This is a genomic window from Sorangium sp. So ce426, assembly GCF_051475585.1.
Taxonomy (GTDB): domain Bacteria; phylum Myxococcota_A; class Polyangia; order Polyangiales; family Polyangiaceae; genus Sorangium; species Sorangium cellulosum_B.
This window is the reverse complement of record NZ_CP150341.1, coordinates 346,258-362,217: the sequence shown is the minus strand read 5'-3', so window position 1 is coordinate 362,217 and position 15,960 is coordinate 346,258. Positions and strand designations below refer to the sequence as shown.

The 15,960-nt window shown below is 73.1% G+C and carries 15 protein-coding genes and 1 riboswitch; of the genes, 14 read left to right on the top strand and 1 reads right to left on the bottom strand.

Annotated features, from left to right (window positions below):
- Window positions 1–8: 8 nt before the first annotated feature.
- A complete protein-coding gene (locus tag WMF44_RS01405; protein ID WP_437297324.1) occupies window positions 9–899 on the top strand; it encodes a 3-hydroxyacyl-CoA dehydrogenase family protein in 891 nt (296 codons plus the stop codon).
- A 563-nt stretch (window positions 900–1,462) separates the two neighbouring features.
- Complete coding sequence (locus WMF44_RS01400) at window positions 1,463–2,284, top strand: enoyl-CoA hydratase/isomerase family protein (RefSeq protein WP_437297323.1); 822 nt, start codon at window positions 1,463–1,465, stop codon at window positions 2,282–2,284.
- A gap of 688 nt (window positions 2,285–2,972) precedes the next feature.
- On the opposite strand, the gene WMF44_RS01395 is transcribed toward WMF44_RS01400, so the two are convergent.
- Window positions 2,973–3,149: a hypothetical protein gene (locus WMF44_RS01395; RefSeq protein ID WP_437297322.1), complete on the bottom strand. Its 177-nt coding sequence runs from the start codon at window positions 3,147–3,149 to the stop codon at window positions 2,973–2,975.
- 98 nt (window positions 3,150–3,247) lie between these two features.
- A riboswitch (cobalamin riboswitch) is annotated at window positions 3,248–3,455 on the top strand.
- 98 nt (window positions 3,456–3,553) lie between these two features.
- On the opposite strand from WMF44_RS01395, the gene WMF44_RS01390 reads away from it, so the two are divergent.
- The 12 genes from WMF44_RS01390 to purL all read left to right on the top strand — a co-directional run bounded on the left by WMF44_RS01390 (window position 3,554) and on the right by purL (window position 15,838).
- Window positions 3,554–4,267 carry an energy-coupling factor ABC transporter permease gene (locus WMF44_RS01390; RefSeq protein WP_437301516.1) on the top strand — a complete coding sequence of 238 codons (714 nt, stop codon included), beginning with the start codon at window positions 3,554–3,556 and terminating at the stop codon, window positions 4,265–4,267.
- Window positions 4,264–4,614 carry a hypothetical protein gene (locus tag WMF44_RS01385; protein WP_437297321.1) on the top strand — a complete coding sequence of 117 codons (351 nt, stop codon included), beginning with the start codon at window positions 4,264–4,266 and terminating at the stop codon, window positions 4,612–4,614. The genes WMF44_RS01390 and WMF44_RS01385 overlap by 4 nt, the downstream gene beginning before the upstream one ends.
- Complete coding sequence (locus WMF44_RS01380) at window positions 4,604–5,353, top strand: CbiQ family ECF transporter T component (protein ID WP_437297320.1); 750 nt, start codon at window positions 4,604–4,606, stop codon at window positions 5,351–5,353. The genes WMF44_RS01385 and WMF44_RS01380 overlap by 11 nt, the downstream gene beginning before the upstream one ends.
- Window positions 5,350–6,171 (top strand): energy-coupling factor ABC transporter ATP-binding protein, encoded by an 822-nt coding sequence (locus tag WMF44_RS01375; protein ID WP_437297319.1) that lies wholly within the window; start codon window positions 5,350–5,352, stop codon window positions 6,169–6,171. The genes WMF44_RS01380 and WMF44_RS01375 overlap by 4 nt, the downstream gene beginning before the upstream one ends.
- Window positions 6,147–7,334, top strand: a complete 1,188-nt coding sequence (locus WMF44_RS01370; RefSeq protein ID WP_437297318.1) for a CbiX/SirB N-terminal domain-containing protein — start codon at window positions 6,147–6,149, stop codon at window positions 7,332–7,334. The genes WMF44_RS01375 and WMF44_RS01370 overlap by 25 nt, the downstream gene beginning before the upstream one ends.
- Window positions 7,335–7,481: 147 nt before the next feature.
- Window positions 7,482–8,192: a TetR family transcriptional regulator gene (locus tag WMF44_RS01365; protein WP_437297317.1), complete on the top strand. Its 711-nt coding sequence runs from the start codon at window positions 7,482–7,484 to the stop codon at window positions 8,190–8,192.
- Complete coding sequence (locus WMF44_RS01360; protein ID WP_437297316.1) at window positions 8,189–8,926, top strand: ABC transporter ATP-binding protein; 738 nt, start codon at window positions 8,189–8,191, stop codon at window positions 8,924–8,926. The genes WMF44_RS01365 and WMF44_RS01360 overlap by 4 nt, the downstream gene beginning before the upstream one ends.
- Window positions 8,923–9,690 (top strand): hypothetical protein, encoded by a 768-nt coding sequence (locus tag WMF44_RS01355; protein WP_437297315.1) that lies wholly within the window; start codon window positions 8,923–8,925, stop codon window positions 9,688–9,690. The genes WMF44_RS01360 and WMF44_RS01355 overlap by 4 nt, the downstream gene beginning before the upstream one ends.
- Window positions 9,687–10,493 carry a hypothetical protein gene (locus tag WMF44_RS01350; RefSeq protein WP_437297314.1) on the top strand — a complete coding sequence of 269 codons (807 nt, stop codon included), beginning with the start codon at window positions 9,687–9,689 and terminating at the stop codon, window positions 10,491–10,493. The genes WMF44_RS01355 and WMF44_RS01350 overlap by 4 nt, the downstream gene beginning before the upstream one ends.
- A gap of 134 nt (window positions 10,494–10,627) precedes the next feature.
- Window positions 10,628–11,002 carry a DUF3209 family protein gene (locus tag WMF44_RS01345; protein WP_012232878.1) on the top strand — a complete coding sequence of 125 codons (375 nt, stop codon included), beginning with the start codon at window positions 10,628–10,630 and terminating at the stop codon, window positions 11,000–11,002.
- A 68-nt stretch (window positions 11,003–11,070) separates the two neighbouring features.
- Window positions 11,071–11,808, top strand: a complete 738-nt coding sequence (locus tag WMF44_RS01340) for an FAD-dependent oxidoreductase (RefSeq protein ID WP_437297313.1) — start codon at window positions 11,071–11,073, stop codon at window positions 11,806–11,808.
- Between the two features lie 100 nt (window positions 11,809–11,908).
- On the top strand, window positions 11,909–15,838 hold the full coding sequence (purL, locus tag WMF44_RS01335; protein ID WP_437301515.1) for a phosphoribosylformylglycinamidine synthase: 3,930 nt from the start codon (window positions 11,909–11,911) through the stop codon (window positions 15,836–15,838).
- Window positions 15,839–15,960: the final 122 nt, after the last annotated feature.

The following is a 15,960-nucleotide window of genomic DNA, read 5'->3' as shown; positions in this document are numbered from 1 at the left end:
CCGCGGGCATGGAAGCTACGACGATCAAGCGCTTCGGGGTGATCGGCGCGGGCCAGATGGGGCGAGGCATCGCCCAGGTCGCCGCGGCCGCGGGCCTCGAGGTGGTCCTGTGCGACGTCTCGAGGGCGCTGGCGGAGTCGGGCAAGGCCCAGATCGCCGCCATTCTCGCGAAGCAGGTGGAGAAGGGCAAGCTGGCCGCGGAGGCGCGGGAGGCGCTCCTCGGCCGCGTCGCGGTGGCCGACGGGATGGCGGGCCTCGGCGGGGTCGACCTGGCCGTGGAGGCGGTGACCGAGAGCTTCGACGTGAAGAGCGGGATCTTCAAGCTCGCCGACGCGGCGCTGCCGAAGGGGGCGATCCTGGCGTCGAACACGTCGTCGATCTCGATCACGCGGCTGGCGGCGGTGACCGGCCGGCCTGAGCTGGTCATCGGGATGCACTTCATGAACCCGGTGCCGCTGATGAAGCTCGTCGAGCTCGTCCGTGGGGTCCAGACGTCGGACGCGACGTACGAGGCCGTCCGGGCGCTCTCGGTTGAGCTCGGCAAGACGGTGATCACCTCGAAGGACCAGCCCGGGTTCATCGTGAACCGGATGCTGATCCCGTTCCTCAACGAGGCGTGCTTCGCGCTCCAGGAGGGGCTGTCCACGCCGGAGGACATCGACGCGGGGGCGCGGCTCGGGCTGAACCACCCGATGGGGCCGCTCGAACTCGCGGACCTGATCGGGCTCGACACGGTGCTGTCGATCGCGGAGGTGCTGCACCGGGAGTTCGGGGACTCGAAGTACCGGGCGGCCACGTTGCTCAGGAACCTGGTGGCTGCGGGGTGGTACGGGAAGAAGAGCGGGCGGGGGTTCTACGTGTACGACGAGAAGGGGCAGAAGAGCGGGCGGGCGGTGTAGGCGGCTGCTGCGGAGCCAGGGAGGGAGGGGGCGCCGCGCGGGGGGCCGGCGGGGGCCCCTCCCACGAACTCGCGCCTTTTGGGGGGCAATGGCCGGCTGAACGGCGGGAGCGGTCCGGGAGGGCGTCGCACGGAGCGGGCCGGCGCTCGGATTCGTGGGGCCCTACCCCGCCGGCCCCCCGCGCGGCACCCCCTCCCTCCCTGGCTCTCTCCAGGGGGGGAGGATGACGGGGGAGCGACGGCGGGATACGCGCGAGGCGAACACGGGTGTGCGGGTCGGAGGACGGGCGGTCTGCCCGACTCACTGCGATCGCACGCGGGCTCGTGGCAGGGCCGTCATGTCGCGCGCATCCGCAGTCAAGCGGTGAGTTCGGATCATCGAGCGACGGGCCGTGTCCCGGAACAGGCGCGTGACATGCTCTGGAAATCGCTCGGTTGGAAATCGCTCGCTCGTCGGCTCGGCAACGGCCTCGACACGGCGGGATCGGACGGACACGGAATGACGCCCTCCCTGGCCCGCGGCAGGCGCTTCCCCCCGGCCCGGGGCGCTGCTAACCACGATCCATGACCGCTCAAGAACAGCAGCCGGGGGCCCGCGGTACGCTCCAGTTCGTCGCCGTCGAGCGCGAGGGTCACGTCGCCACCGTGACCATCCAGCGGCCCGACAAACTCAACGCGCTGAACCCCGCCGTGCTCGGCGAGCTCACCGCGGCCTTCCGCGACCTCCTCGCGCCCGCCGAGGGCAACGAGGTCCGCGCGGCGGTGCTGACCGGCGCCGGCAAGGCGTTCGTCGCCGGCGCCGACATCGCGGAGATGGCGGCCATGAACAGCATCGCCGCGAAGCGGTTCGCCGACGCAGGCCACCGGCTCGCCGACCTCATCGAGACTGCCCCCTTCCCCGTGATCGCCGCCGTCAACGGCTTCGCGCTGGGCGGCGGCTGCGAGCTCGCCCTCGCATGCGACTTCATCTACGCCGCCGAAGGCGCCAAGCTCGGCCAGCCCGAGGTGAACCTGGGCGTCATCCCAGGGTTCGGCGGGACCCAGCGGCTGCTGCGACGGGTCGGGCCAGGACGCGCGCGCGAGCTCGTCTATTCAGGAGACATGATCACCGCCCAGCAGGCGCTCTCGATCGGGCTCGTCAACGCCGTCTTCCCAGCGACCGATCTGCTCGCGCGCGCCCGCGAGACCGCCCTCAAGATCGCCTCGCGCGGACCGCTCGCCGTCGCCGCCGCCAAGCGCGTCCTCCTGCGCGGCGAGAGCCTCGACCTCGCCGCCGCCAACGAGCTGGAAGCCCAGGCATTCGCCGCGCTCTTCGGCAGCGAAGATCAACAGCTCGGAATGAAAGCGTTCCTGGCGAAATCGCAGGCAACGTTCACGGGCAAGTAAAGGCTCGCGAGGCGCGAGGCGCGAACCGCGCGCTCGAGGGCAAAAAAATACCGCGCATCACGCTGGAGGGGGGCCCAGAATGACCGCGGCAGGGAAACCGCGCCGGAGTCTTGAACGTCCGCCACGGTGCAGAAGAAAGACCGCATGCGCTCCGGGCTGGGGGGTCCGCGCCGGCGCGCATGCGGTAGTCAGATTGTGGCATCCGCAAGCGCGTTGTCGATAACAAAGTGCAACGCGTGCACGCCGAGCGAGCAGAACGCTCCACGCGCGAAGGCGGCCAGGCGGGCGCGCGACCCACACACACTCGATCTGCGGGAATTCACGTTCGAGCCGGGCATACCCATCCACCAGAGACAGCGCCCAGCGCTGCGTTCGTCTCGCATTCCGAGGCGAGCGAACACGAAATCCCTGCTCTCTTCAATAAGAGAGGCCACGAGGCAGCAGGCCGTGCACCGGACACCTGCTCCCGAGTAAAGAGCCAGGACGAACAAAGCACACTGCGGAAGGAACGCGCCGGCGCCGGTATTCAAGCGCACGAGAGCCCCTCGTACAGACCCAGACCGAGACGGGGGCTGCGCCCGCGCGGCGACAAAGTAAACAGGTTTTATCTAAGGGGGACATAATTCAAGGCGTGTCGATCGACGACCCTTCGCGTGATGCGTCTGGGTCAATTTCTCGGCCTCGGCCATCACACATGACAGGGCATCGATCGCTCGTCGGCGCGCATGCCCGCTCGATCGGGGGCGCCGACGGGCGCGCGGCGCCCCTCGGCAGCGATGGCCTCGTGCGCCTCGGCAGCGCCCCCGAAGGCGGGCGCCCCGAGGGCGGGCGCCCCCGAGGGCGGGGTGCCCACCAGCACAGGCATCACCGCCGCGCCGACGCCGCGCCCGCCGAGCACCTCGTCCGCGATCGGGGCGCGACGTCCTTGACGCCGGGCACGAAACGGGATTACCGAGCACCGGCCTGACAATCCATTCCTCGGGTGCCCTCCGGGGCATAACAGGGAAGCCGGTGCAAAACCGGCGCGGTCCCGCCACCGTGAGTGGGGAGCTGCCTCCGAAGACCACTGGGCCCCATTGGAAGAGGCCTGGGAAGGTGGACGCAGCGCTGGGAGCTCGATCAGCTCCCTGAACCCATGAGCCGGGAGACCTACCCGAGCCTCCCACGAGGTGCAGCTTGCGCACGTCTTCGTGGCGTTCGGGTGCGGACTTCACCCGGAGCGCCGAAATCGGTCTTCACGGCCGCGCGTTGTCGATCGCCATCGTGTTCATGGGGACGCTCCTCGCGCCCCGCCCCGCGGCCGCGATGCACCTCGCGGAAGGCGTCCTGCCGCTCGGCTGGTGCGCCGTCTGGAACGCGCTCGCGCTGCCCTTCGTCGCGATCGCCCTCCACCTGCTCCGGCGCCGCACCCAGCAGGACGTCTTCTACAAGCCGTTCGTCGGCCTCGTCGCGGCCGCCGTCTTCGCGATCTCGTGCATGCCCGTGCCGGTGCCGACCGCCGGGACCTGCTCCCACCCGTGCGGCACGGGGCTCGCGGCGGTGCTCATCGGCCCCTGGATGACCGTGCTCGTCACCGTGGTGGCGCTCCTTATCCAGGCCCTCTTCCTCGCGCACGGCGGCCTCACCACGCTCGGCGCCGACGTCGCGTCGATGGGCATCGCGGGCGCCTTCACCGGATATTTCGCCTTCCACCTCGCGCGGCGCTGCGGCGCGAACCTCTGGGTCGCGGGCTTCCTGGCGGGCGTGACGTCGGACTGGGCAACCTACGCCACCACGGCGCTCGCGCTCGCGCTCGGGCTCTCGGGCGAGGGGTCGGTGACGTCCATGTTCACGGGCGTCGCCCTCGCCTTCGTCCCCACCCAGCTCCCGCTCGGCCTGCTCGAGGGCGTCATGACCGCGGGGGCGCTCGCCTTCCTGCGCGCCCGGCGGCCCGACATCCTGGACCGGCTCCAGGTCGTCCGGCTCGCCCCGGGGGCGTCGTGACGCGGCGGCTCGGACAGCGCCCGGCGCCAGCGCCGCTCGGGCGGCGCGCGTGCGTCGCGTGCGAGCGCGCGCTCCAGCTCGCCGCCTCCCTCTGGCTCGCCGCCTGCGGCAACGCGTCCTGGGACGGCGTCGACGAGGCCGTGGTGCGCCGCGTCGCGGAGGACGCAGGGCGCCACGACACGGGGCCGCTGTTCGCGGGCCTCGAGGGCGACCTCCTGCTGTTCGCGTTCCTCTGGGCCGGGCTCCTCGCCGGCTTCGCCCTCGGCTATTTCTCGCGCGTGCTCTTCGTCGAGCGCGCGGGCGCGCCCGCGGGCAAGGTCGGCGGCGAAGGCCTCCGTGCGGACTGACCCGCCCGCGCGGCTCCGCGACGTGGACGCCCGGCTCCGCCTCGGGGCCGCCGTGGCCGCGTGCTGCGTCGCCGCGGGCGCGCGCTCGCCCGTCACGCCGGCCGCGCTGCTCGTCCTCGCGTGCGCGGCCCTCCGCCTCCAGGGCACGCCGGCGCGCGACGTCCTCCGCGCCGCCGCGCCCGCCGCGTGGATCGGAGCGGTCGCGGCGGCGCTCGCGCTCGCGCTCACGCCGGGGGCGCCGCTCCTCCCCGGCGCCACGTTCCCGGTCGACGCGATCACGGCCGAGGGGGCCCACCGCGCCGTGGCCATCGGCGCGCGCGTCCTCGCGGCGGCCGCGGTGCTCCGGTGGCTCGCCGGCGCCGCCGCGCCCGCCGAGATCGAGGCGGCGCTCGCCGGGCTCGGCGTCCCCGCGGCCCTCGTCGAGCTGCTCGCGCTGACGCGGCGCTTCGCCGGCGTGCTCCAGCGCGCGGCCGACAGCGCGTGGAGCGCCGCCGCGCTGCGCGGCGGGTTCACCCGCCCCGGCGCCGCCGCGCGCTCGGCCGGCGCCGTCGCGGGCGTCGTGGCGCTCCGGACGCTGGAGCGCTCCGAGAGCGCCGCGCTCGCGATGCAGCTCCGCGGCTACCAGGGGAAGCTCCCCGTCGCCGACCGGAGGACGAGCGCGCCCGCCGCGAACGCCGCGTTCGCCGCCGCCGCCCTCGCGGCCCTCGGGCTCAGCGTCGCCGCGGGAGAGGCCGGATGATCGCGCTGCGCGCCCCCCGGCTCGGCTACCGGCGCGGCGAGCCCGTGCTGCGCGACGTGCGCCTCGACGTCGCCGAGGGCGAGTCCGTCGCGGTGCTCGGCGGCAACGGCGCCGGCAAGACAGCGCTGCTCAGGACGCTCGTCGGGCTCCTCCCCGCGCCCGGCGGCGGCGTCGAGATCGCGGGCCGCCGCGTGGGCTCGCCCTCGGACGCCGTCGCCGCGGGCGCCGCGCTCGTGCTCCAGGACCCGGACGACCAGCTGCTCGGCGCGACGCTCCTCGACGACGTCCTGTTCGGCCCGCGAAACCTCGGCCTGCCCGCGCCCGAGGCGCGCCGCCGCGCCGAGGCGGCGCTCGCCGCCGTGCAGATCGCCCACCTCGCCGACCGGGCCATCGAGGCGCTGAGCTTCGGCGAGCGCAAGCGCGCGTGCATCGCCGGGATGCTGGCGATGCAGCCGCGGGTGCTGCTGCTCGACGAGCCGACCGCGGGGCTCGACCCGGAAGGCGAGCTCGCCCTGTGCCAGACGCTGCGCGCGCTCTCCGAGCAGCAGGGGACCACGCTGGTCACCGCGACCCACGCGGTGGATCTCGTGCCGCTCTTCGCCTCGCGCGCGGTCCTGCTGGGCGACGGCGAGGTCCTCACGGACGGGCCGCCGCGGGAGGTGTTCGCGCGGGGGGAGCTCCTCGCGCGGGCGCGCGTGCGGCGGCCGTGGGTCGCCGAGCTCTGGACCCGGATGAGCCCCGTGCCGCCGCGGGGCGGCGCCGGCCTCCCGCTCACCCTGGAGGAGGCGCTCGCGTGCATGACGACGGTCTCCTGCTGATCGGCCACGGCAGCCGCGACGCCGCGTCGAACGCCGAGTTCGAGGCGATCGTGGCCGATTACGCCGCGGCGCGGCCCGGGATCGCCGTGCAGCACGGCTACATCGAGCTCGCGACGCCGCACCTCGCCGACGCGCTCGCGGCGCTCGCGGCGCGGGCGTCCCGCGTGGCGGTCGTGCCGCTCTTCCTGTTCGCGGCGGGGCACGTGAAGAACGACATCCCGCTCGCGCTCGAGCGGGCCCGGGCCGCGCACCCGGGCGTGCGGTTCTCGGCGGCGCGGCCGCTCGGCGTGCACCCGGCGCTCGCGCAGATCGCGTTCGAGCGCGCCGCGACAGCGCTGCCGGACGACCCGGCCGCGCGGGCCCGGTCGGCGCTCGTCGTCGTGGGGCGCGGGTCGAGCGACCCGGACGCGAACGGCGATTTCTGCAAGACGGCGCGCCTCATCGGCGAGGGCCGCGGGCTCCAGCTCGTCGAGCCGACCTTCATCGGCGTCACCCGGCCCTCGGTCGAGGAGACGCTCGAGCGGGTCGCGCGGCACCGGCCGGAGCGCGTCGTGGTGGTCCCCTACTTCCTCTTCGCCGGGCGGCTCATGACGAAGCTCGCCGAGCAGGTCGACCGCTTCTCGTCGACGTACCCGTGGATCCGGGCGTCGCTCGCGCCGCACCTCGGCCGGTCGAGCGCGCTCGAGGGCCTGATCGACGAGCGCGCGCGCCAGGCCTTTGCCGGCGAGGCGCCGCTCCCCTGCGACACGTGCATGTACCGCACCGCGCTGCCGGGGCTCGCCCGGGAGGTCGGCGGGCTCAAGGCGATGCTCTACAGCGTGCGCCACACGCTCACGCACACGCAGGCGTCGAACCACCCGCACGCCCACCGCTCGCTGCGCAAGCACGTGCTCGTCTGCGGCAACGCCGACTGCGTCGACCGCGGCAGCCTGGCGCTGCTCGAGTCGGTGCGCCGCCTCGTGAAGCAGGCCGGCCAGCAGCAGCAGATCCGCGTGACGAGGACGTCGTGCATGGGGCGCTGCGGCGAGGGGCCGACGGTCGCCGTCTACCCCGACGGGGTCTGGTACCGCGGCGTCCGCGAGGAGGACGCGAAGGACCTCGTCGAGGAGCACCTGCTCGGCGACCGGCTGGTGGCCCGGCTCGTCGACGACATCATGCAGTGAGGCGCGGCGCCGGGCGCCGCCCTCGAGCGTGAATCGCCGACGCGCGGAGCCTCCCCCGCAGCCCGCGCGCCACCTCGGCCGTCGTGGTCCCTGCCCACGCCCCGCGCCAGGACCGCCCGAGTTGACTTATATGTCCAGTTCAGTCATATGAGTTCTGTGCCCGTCCGCCGCCCCGACAGACCCCGCGACCCTGCGCGGCGCACCAGGATCCTCGACGCCGCCAAGCGCCACTTCGTCGAGCGCGGCTTCAAGGGAACCAACCTCGACGCCGTCGCCGCCGAGGCCGGCTGCGCAAAAGGCGCCCTCTACCTCGAGTTCGCCGACAAAGAGTCCCTCCTGCGCGAGGTGGTAGAGCAAGCGTTCGCCACGATCCGCGCGCGCTTCGCCGCCGAGGTGCTCGGCCTGGAATCCCCGCTCGATCGGCTCGTCGGGACCCTTCGCTTCGCTTACCGACAGCAGGCGGCCGAGCCGCTCTTCGGCAAGCTCCTCCGCGAGGATCCCGACCTCCGCGCGCTCCGCCTGCTCGACGACGCCGCGAGCGCCGCCGCCGCGAAGGCGCAGATCGCCCAGATCAACGGCTGGGTCGACGAGGGCATCGCGCGCGGCGAGATCCGGCCCGACGTCGATCGCGACGCGATCCCCTTCGTCCTCGGCGTGCTGCGCTTCGCGCCCCAGCACCTCGGGCTGATCACGTCGTTCTGCGCCTTCGCCGGCGAGCGCACGCTCGACGCGATCGCGGACATCTTTCGCGCCGGCCTGGCCGCGCGTCCAGCAGCGACCCCCACGGAGACGACCTCCACGACGGCGATCCCCACGGAGCAGCGCGCGACCGCGTCGCGCGCAAGGAGCAAGCGATGAACCAGGCGATCGAGGTGAACGCGCTCGGCAAGCGCTTCGCGAAGGTCACGGCCGTCGACGGCGTGAGCTTCAGCGTCGCGGCAGGCGAGATCTTCGGCTTCATGGGGCACAACGGCGCCGGCAAGACCACGACGCTGCGCATGCTCCTCGGCCTGACCCGGCCCACCGCGGGCACCGCGCGCGTGCTCGGGCGCGACGTCGTCCACGAGACGCTCGAGGTCCGGCGGAACGCGGGTTACCTGCCCGCGTCGTACTCGCTGCCCCCCGACATGACGGCGCGCGGCTTCCTCCACTACATCGCCGCGATGTTCGCGCTGCCCGGCGACGTCGCGGCCGCGCGCGCCGGCGCCCTCCTGCGCCGCTTCGGGCTCGAGCGCGAGGCGGACCGCCCCCTGCGCGGCTTCTCCACCGGCATGGCCCAGAAGGTCGGCATCGCCCAGGCGCTGATCAACGAGCCTGCGGTGCTCCTGCTCGACGAGCCGACCTCGGGGCTCGATCCCCTCGGCCGCCACGAGCTCCTCGAGGTGCTCCGCGCGCTCGCGCGCGAGCGCGGCGTCACCATCGTGTTCTCGTCGCACATCCTCTCCGACGTCGAGGCCCTCTGCCGGCGCGTCGCGGTGATGCACCGCTCGCGCCTCGTCGCCTGCGACGAGGTCGAGCGCCTCAAGGACGCGCACGGGGCGCGCACCATGGACGACCTCTACCTCGCGCTCGTGCGCAGGGAGGCGGCGTGATCCGCCTCCTCTGGCTCGACTACCTCACGACGCTCCGCGAGCGAAAGACCTGGCTCTGCGTCGCGATGCTCGTCTACGCGCTGGTCGCGATCCCCGTCGTGCTCGCGCGCCCGCCCGATCACGTGCGCGCCGCGATCGCCGCGTGGTTCGGCGACGCCGCGCCGTTCCAGGTCTTCATGTACGTGTGGATCGACCTGACGATGAACAAGGTGATCGCGTTCATCCCCGTGGTGCTCGCCAGCGGCGTCGTGCTCCGCGAGCGCGACACCGGCGTGCTGCCGCTCCTCGCCAGCAAGCCGCTCTCGATCCCCCGCTACTTCGTGCTCCGCGCGCTCAGCGCGTGCGCGGTGATGGTGACCCTGCACGTCGCGACCCAGCTCGCCGGCGCCGCCTACTTCAATGCGCGCGTCCCCGGCTTCCGCCCCGGCCCCTTCCTCGGCGCGATGTCGCTCCACGCCTTCGCGGCGCTCTTCGCGACCGCGCTCTGCGCCGCGATCGCCGCGTGGGTGAGGCACCGCGGCGCCTCGGCGCTGATCGGGTTCGCCACGCTCGGGGGCCTCGTGGGTCTCTCGCTCATCGGCTTCTATCAGCCCGCCTGGCGGAGCCTCTCCCTCGCCAACCCGATCGCCCTCGGCGCGCTCGGCCTCGGGAGCCTCGACCACCTCGGCCCCGCCGTGCTCGGCCCCCCGATGCTCGCGCTCGCCGCGCTCACCGCCCTCACCATCGCGGTCGGCGCCGCGGGCGTCCGGAGGATGGAAGCATGACCTCGACGACCGCCCCCGCCGCGGGCTCGCTCCGCGGCTACTTCGCGCTCGAGGCGCGCCGCGCCCCGCGCCGCACCTCGCTCGTCGCGTCGGCCGCCGGCGTGCTCGTGGTGCTCGGCAGCCACGCGCTGATCGTGCGCCTGCCGGCGCAGGTCATCCGCTTCCTCGAGCAGGCCTTCGCGATCGAGGGGATGGCCGCCGTGCTCCTCATCAACGATCTCCTCGCCGCCTACTTCGTCGCGTACTTCGTCGCCCTGGCGGGCCTCGTCGACGCGACGGTCACGGCGCGAGAGGAGCATCGCCTCGAGCTCCTGCTCGCCAAGCCGATCCGCGCCCGCGTCTTCCTCGCCGCGCGCACGGCGCCCTCGCTGCTCGCCGGGGCCGGGGCGGGCGTGGTGGTCGCGGCCGCTACGGCGCTCGCCGTCGCGCCGCACATCGGCGCGAGCGACATGATCAGCGCGGCGGGCGCGCTCGGGGCCGGCCTCTTCCTCGTCGCGCTCTCGATCGCGCTGCTCTCGGCGCTCCTGCCGCTCCTCGTGCGGATGCGAGACGGCTTCCACGCGCTCCTGGTCGCGTCGGGCGCGTGGATCGCGCCGCTGATGCCCACGGCGGCGTTCATCTACCGGCCCGACGCGTTCGAGGCGCACGCGGGGCTCAGGGAGGCGGCGGTGCTCGCGTCGCTGCTCTGGAGCGACGCGACCTCGGCCTGGCTCGGCCCGGTCGCGCTGGCGATCGCCGTCCCGCTCGCCGCGGTCTCCATCGCCGCCTCGGGCGTGCTCCTCGAGCGCACCGACGCGCTCTGAGCCCGGCGTGCGCCGCGGGGTCGGGCGCGCCTCGCTCGCTCTCACGCGGCGGCGCGCGCGTCTCTTCTCCCCCCGCCTTCGCCTTTCCGCCCTCTCTCCTAGCTGGTAGGAGGGCCCGATAGAAGGGAACCGATATGGCATGTCACGAGATCGCCGCGCTCCGCCTTGGGCTCATGAACATCCTGGGCATCGATGATCCCGCCGAGCGCACGCACGAGCTCGCCGAGCTCGGCGCCGCGGCCGCCGAGCCCGGGCCGGTCTCGGCGATGCTGCGCGCCGGGGACCTGAAGAACCTCTCGCGCCTCTTCGAGGGGTCGCTCGTGGAGCTCCAGGAGAAGGTCGCGAAGACCCCCGCCGGCGACCCGAAGCTGCCTTACCTGCGCTCGCTCCTCATCCTCACGAAGCAGGTCGAGCTCGATCTGCGCGCCCAGGTCGACGGGCTCGGCCGGCTCTACCGGGAGCTCGAGGAGATGCACGATTTCGTGCACGAGATCTACCCGGCCGAGTGAAGCGCCCGCCGCTCACCGGAGCGACCATGGGCGCGTGATTGCGACCGCGCGAACGCAGGAGTGACGTCATGGCAACACAAGGCAACCCGAAGATCAGGATCGCCCACGCAACGCCGCTCGGCGACGCCGCCCGGCTGCTCCGGCTCGAGCGCGTCGACGGCGCGGAGATCGGCTTCGCCGGCGGGCAGTACGTGATCATCAACACCGGCGTCACCCTGCCCGGCGGCAGGCTCGCGAAGCGCGCCTACTCGCTGCTCTCCAGCGACGCCGAGCAGCGCGCTGTCGAGATCGCGGTGAAGCGCGTCGGGGCCGGGCCGGGCTCGAACGTGCTCAACGACATCGCCGTCGGCGCCGAGCTCGAGTGGAGCGGCCCCTGGGGCAAGCTGCGGCTCGCGCCGGGCTTCTCTGGCCGCGCGCTCGTGATCGCCACCGACACCGGCATCACCGCCGCCCTCGGGATCGCCCGGAGCGCGGCCGCCGCCGGCGCGGCGCAGCTCGACCTGCTCTGGCTCGTCGAGCCGGGCGAGACCTTCGCCTCCGAGCCGTTCGTCCGCGAGCGCCTCCCCGCCGCCGTCCGCCTCGCGGTCGCCCGTGATCTCCCCCCGATCGGCCACCCCGAGCGGCCGGCGCGCGCGTGCGCCCTCGTGGAGCGAGAGCTCGCGGCAGGGCCCCACGACGCCGTGCTCTGCGCGGGCGACGGCGCGATCCTCTACCCGCTCCGCGACCACCTGGTCTCGCTCGGCGCGCCGGAGGGGAGCGTGCTCCTGGAGAGCTTCTTCAACAACCCTGCGAAGAAGTCCTTGTAATCGTTCGGGATTTTGCGAGGGGTGGCGGGGACACCGGGCCCCAGCCCCGTGGCTGCCCGTTTCGGTTGAACCGGCTGCCCCCATGGGCCAAATGGCCGCCATGGCTGCCTTCCGACACGTCCGCGGCGCGCGCGCTCTCTCTCCGTTTCGTACCGACAAGCGCCTGACCGAGCTGAAGCAGCGGGTGCCCGAGGTGGTCGGGCTGGGGAGCCGCTGGATCTACTTCGTGCACTCGCGGGCCTCGCTCGACGAGCGCGGCGAGCACGTGCTGTCGCGTCTCCTGGACGACGACGCGCTGGCGCACGGCGGGGGCGGGACGGGCGAGGACGAAGGTCAGCTCGTGCTGGTGGTGCCGCGCTTCGGCACGCTCTCGCCCTGGAGCTCGAAGGCGACCGACATCGCCTGGGTGGCGGGGCTCGCGGCGGTGCAGCGGATCGAGCGGGGCATCGCCTACTACGTGCGGGCGTCGCGGCCGCTGACCGGCGAGGAGCTGACGCGCGCGGCGGAGGCGCTGCACGATCGGATGACCGAGTCGGTGGCCTTCGATCTGGCGGCCGGGCAGGCGCTCTTTCGCGACGAAAAGCCGCGTCCCCTCGCCCGCGTGCCGCTGTCGCGCGAGGGGCGGCTCTCGCTGACGCGCGCCAACAAAGAGCTCGGCCTGGCCCTGGCCGAGGACGAGATCGACTACCTGCTGGCCGCGTTCACGGAGCTGGGGCGGGATCCGAGCGACGTCGAGCTGATGATGTTCGCGCAGGCCAACAGCGAGCACTGCCGGCACAAGATCTTCAAGGCCGACTGGGTGATCGACGGCGAGGCGCAGGGGCTCTCGCTGTTCAAGATGATCCAGAACACCTTCGCGGCGACGCCGCACCATGTCCTGTCGGCGTACAGCGACAACGCGGCGGTCATGGAGGGGCTCGACGCCGAGCGCTTCTTTCCACAGCCGGGGGCCGGCGCGCTGTACGAGGCGCGGCGCGAGCCGGCGCACGTGCTGATGAAGGTGGAGACCCACAACCATCCCACGGCCATCTCGCCGCATCCCGGCGCTTCGACGGGCAGCGGCGGCGAGATCCGTGACGAGGGCGCCACGGGGCGAGGCGCGAAGCCGAAGGCCGGGCTCACCGGTTTTTCGGTGTCGAACCTGCGCATTCCCGGCTTCGAGCAGCCGTGGGAAGCGGAGTCGATCGGCAAGCCCGATCGCATCGTCTCGGCGCTCGACATCATGATCGACGGGCCGCTCGGCGGCGCCGCCTTCAACAACGAGTTCGGGCGCCCTGCCCTGGCCGGCTACTTCCGGACCTTCGAGCAGAAGGTGCCGGGCGACGGCAGCTCGGCCTCCAGCGTGCGCGGCTATCACAAGCCCATCATGCTGGCGGGCGGGCTCGGCAATGTGCGGCCCGAGCTGGCGCTGAAGAAGACCTTCCCGGCCGGGGCGCCCATCGTCGTGCTCGGCGGGCCGGCCATGTTGATCGGCCTGGGCGGCGGCGCGGCGTCGTCGATGGCCTCGGGCTCGTCGTCCGCCGATCTGGATTTCGCCTCGGTGCAGCGGGACAACCCGGAGATGCAGCGGCGCTGCCAGGAGGTCATCGATCGCTGCAACGCCCTGGGCGCCGGTTCGCCCATCCTCAGCATCCACGACGTGGGCGCCGGCGGCCTGTCGAACGCCTTGCCCGAGCTGGTGCACGACGCGGGCGTGGGAGGGCGCTTCGAGCTGCGCCGGGTGCCCTCGGTCGAGCCCGGCATGTCGCCGCTCGAGATCTGGTGCAACGAGGCGCAGGAGCGCTACGTGCTGGCCCTGGACGGCTCGCGCCTTGCGATCTTCGAGGAGATCTGCCGGCGCGAGCGCTGCCCCTACGCCGTGGTCGGCCACGCGACGGCGCAGAAAGATCTGGTGATCGACGACGCCGAGCTCCACGACCAGCCGATCGACATGCCGCTGTCGGTCTTGCTCGGCAAGCCGCCCAGGATGACGCGCGACGTCCGCCGCCTGCCCTCGCCCAGACAGGCGCTCGACGCCGCCAAGCTGCCGCTGCGCGAGGCGGTCTACCGCCTGCTGCGGCTGCCCACGGTGGCCGACAAATCCTTCCTCATCACCATCGGCGACCGCACCATCACCGGCCTCGTGCACCGCGATCAGATGGTCGGACCCTGGCAGGTGGCCGTGGCCGATGCAGCGGTGACGCTGGCCGACTACACGGGTTACGGCGGCGAGGCCATGGCCATGGGCGAGCGCACCCCGCTCGCCGTGCTCGATGCTGCGGCCTCGGCGCGCATGGCCGTGGGCGAGGCGCTGACCAACCTGGCATCGGCTCCGATCGAGAGCCTCGAGCGCGTGAAATTGTCGGCGAACTGGATGGCAGCGGCCGGCGCCCCCGGCGAGGACGCCAGGCTCTATGAAGCCGTGAAGGCGGTGGGCCTCGAGCTGTGCCCGGCGCTCGGCCTCGCCATCCCCGTCGGCAAGGACAGCATGTCGATGCGCACGGTCTGGGACGGCGGCCAGAAGAGCGTCGTTTCTCCCATCTCGCTCATCGTCTCGGCCTTCGCCCGTGTGCCGGACGTGCGCGGCGCGCTCACGCCCCAGCTCCGCACCGACGCCGGGGACACCGTGCTCGTGGCCGTCGACCTGGGGCGCGGCAAGAATCGGCTGGGCCTCTCGGCGTTCGCCACCGTCAGCGAGCAAGTGGGCGACAGCGTGCCGGACGTCGACTCGCCGGCCGATCTGCGCGCCTTCTTCGAGACCGTGCAGGGCCTGCGGCAGCGGGGGCTGGTGCTCGCCTACCACGATCGCTCGGACGGCGGCCTGTTCGTCACCTGGGCCGAGATGAGCTTCGCCGGCCGCGTCGGCGCGGAGCTGTCGCTCGATGCGCTGGCGGCGGACATCTCGCTTCCGGCCGCTCAGGCTGCAGCCTTGTTCTCGGAAGAGCTGGGCGCCCTCCTGCAGGTGCGTGCCCAGGACGCGCCCGAGGTCATCTCGGCCTTCGCCCGCGCCGGTCTCGAGGGAGCGGCGCACGTCGTCGGCAAGCTCCGCAGCGACGATCGGCTGGTGGTGACCGCGGGCGGCCAGGTCGTGCTCGACGAGCCGCGCGTGGACTTGCGCCGCGCCTGGTCCGAGACCAGCTACCGCATGCGAGCGCTGCGCGACAACCCCGAGAAGGCCCGCGAGGAGTTCGACGCGCTGCTCGACGCCGGGGATCCGGGCATCTCGCCGCATCTGCCCTTCGACGTCGAACGATCGCTGGCTCGTCCGCTGATCGAAGCCGCCAGCGAACGGCCCAAGGTGGCCATTTTGCGCGAGCAGGGCGTCAACGGTCAGATCGAGATGGCCGCCGCCTTCCACCGCGCCGGCTTCGCCGCCCACGACGTGCACATGAGCGATCTGATGAGCGGCGCCGTGTCGCTCGAGAGCTTCCGCGGCCTGGCCGCCTGCGGCGGCTTTTCCTACGGCGACGTGCTCGGCGCCGGCATGGGCTGGGCCCGCTCGGCGCTCTTTCACAGCGAGACGCGCGAGGCGCTGTCGGCCTTCTTCAGGCGACCGAACACCTTCGCCCTCGGCATCTGCAACGGCTGCCAGATGATGGCCGGCCTCAAGGACATCATCCCCGGTGCCCAGCGCTGGCCGCGCTTCGTCAAGAACCGTTCCGAACAGTTCGAGGCCCGCCTCGCCCAGGTCGAGATCCTGGAGAGCCCCTCGGTGCTGCTGCGCGGCCTGGTGGGCGCGCGCCTGCCCGTGGCCGTGGCCCACGGCGAGGGTTATGCCCACTTCGAAAGCGACGCCGATCGCCGCGCGGCGCGCGTGGCGGCCCGCTGGGTGGACGGCCGCGGTCAGGTCGCCACGCGCTACCCCGCCAACCCCAACGGCTCGCCCGACGGCATCACCGGCCTCACCACCGACGACGGCCGTGTGACGATCCTCATGCCGCACCCCGAGCGCGTCTTCCGCGCCGTGCAGCACAGCTGGGCTCCCCCCGAGTGGTCGGAACGCGGCCCCTGGCTGCGCCTCTTCGAGAGCGCGCGGGCGTTCGTGGGCTGAGGGTCTCTCCGGGAGCTTCGCCCCGACCGACCAGGAGGGGAGGAAATCGTCACGCCGCCCGAGGGCGGCGCGCGCCTCGAAAGCTTCTCCCACAACGCCGCGCGAAAATCGTTGTAGTCGTT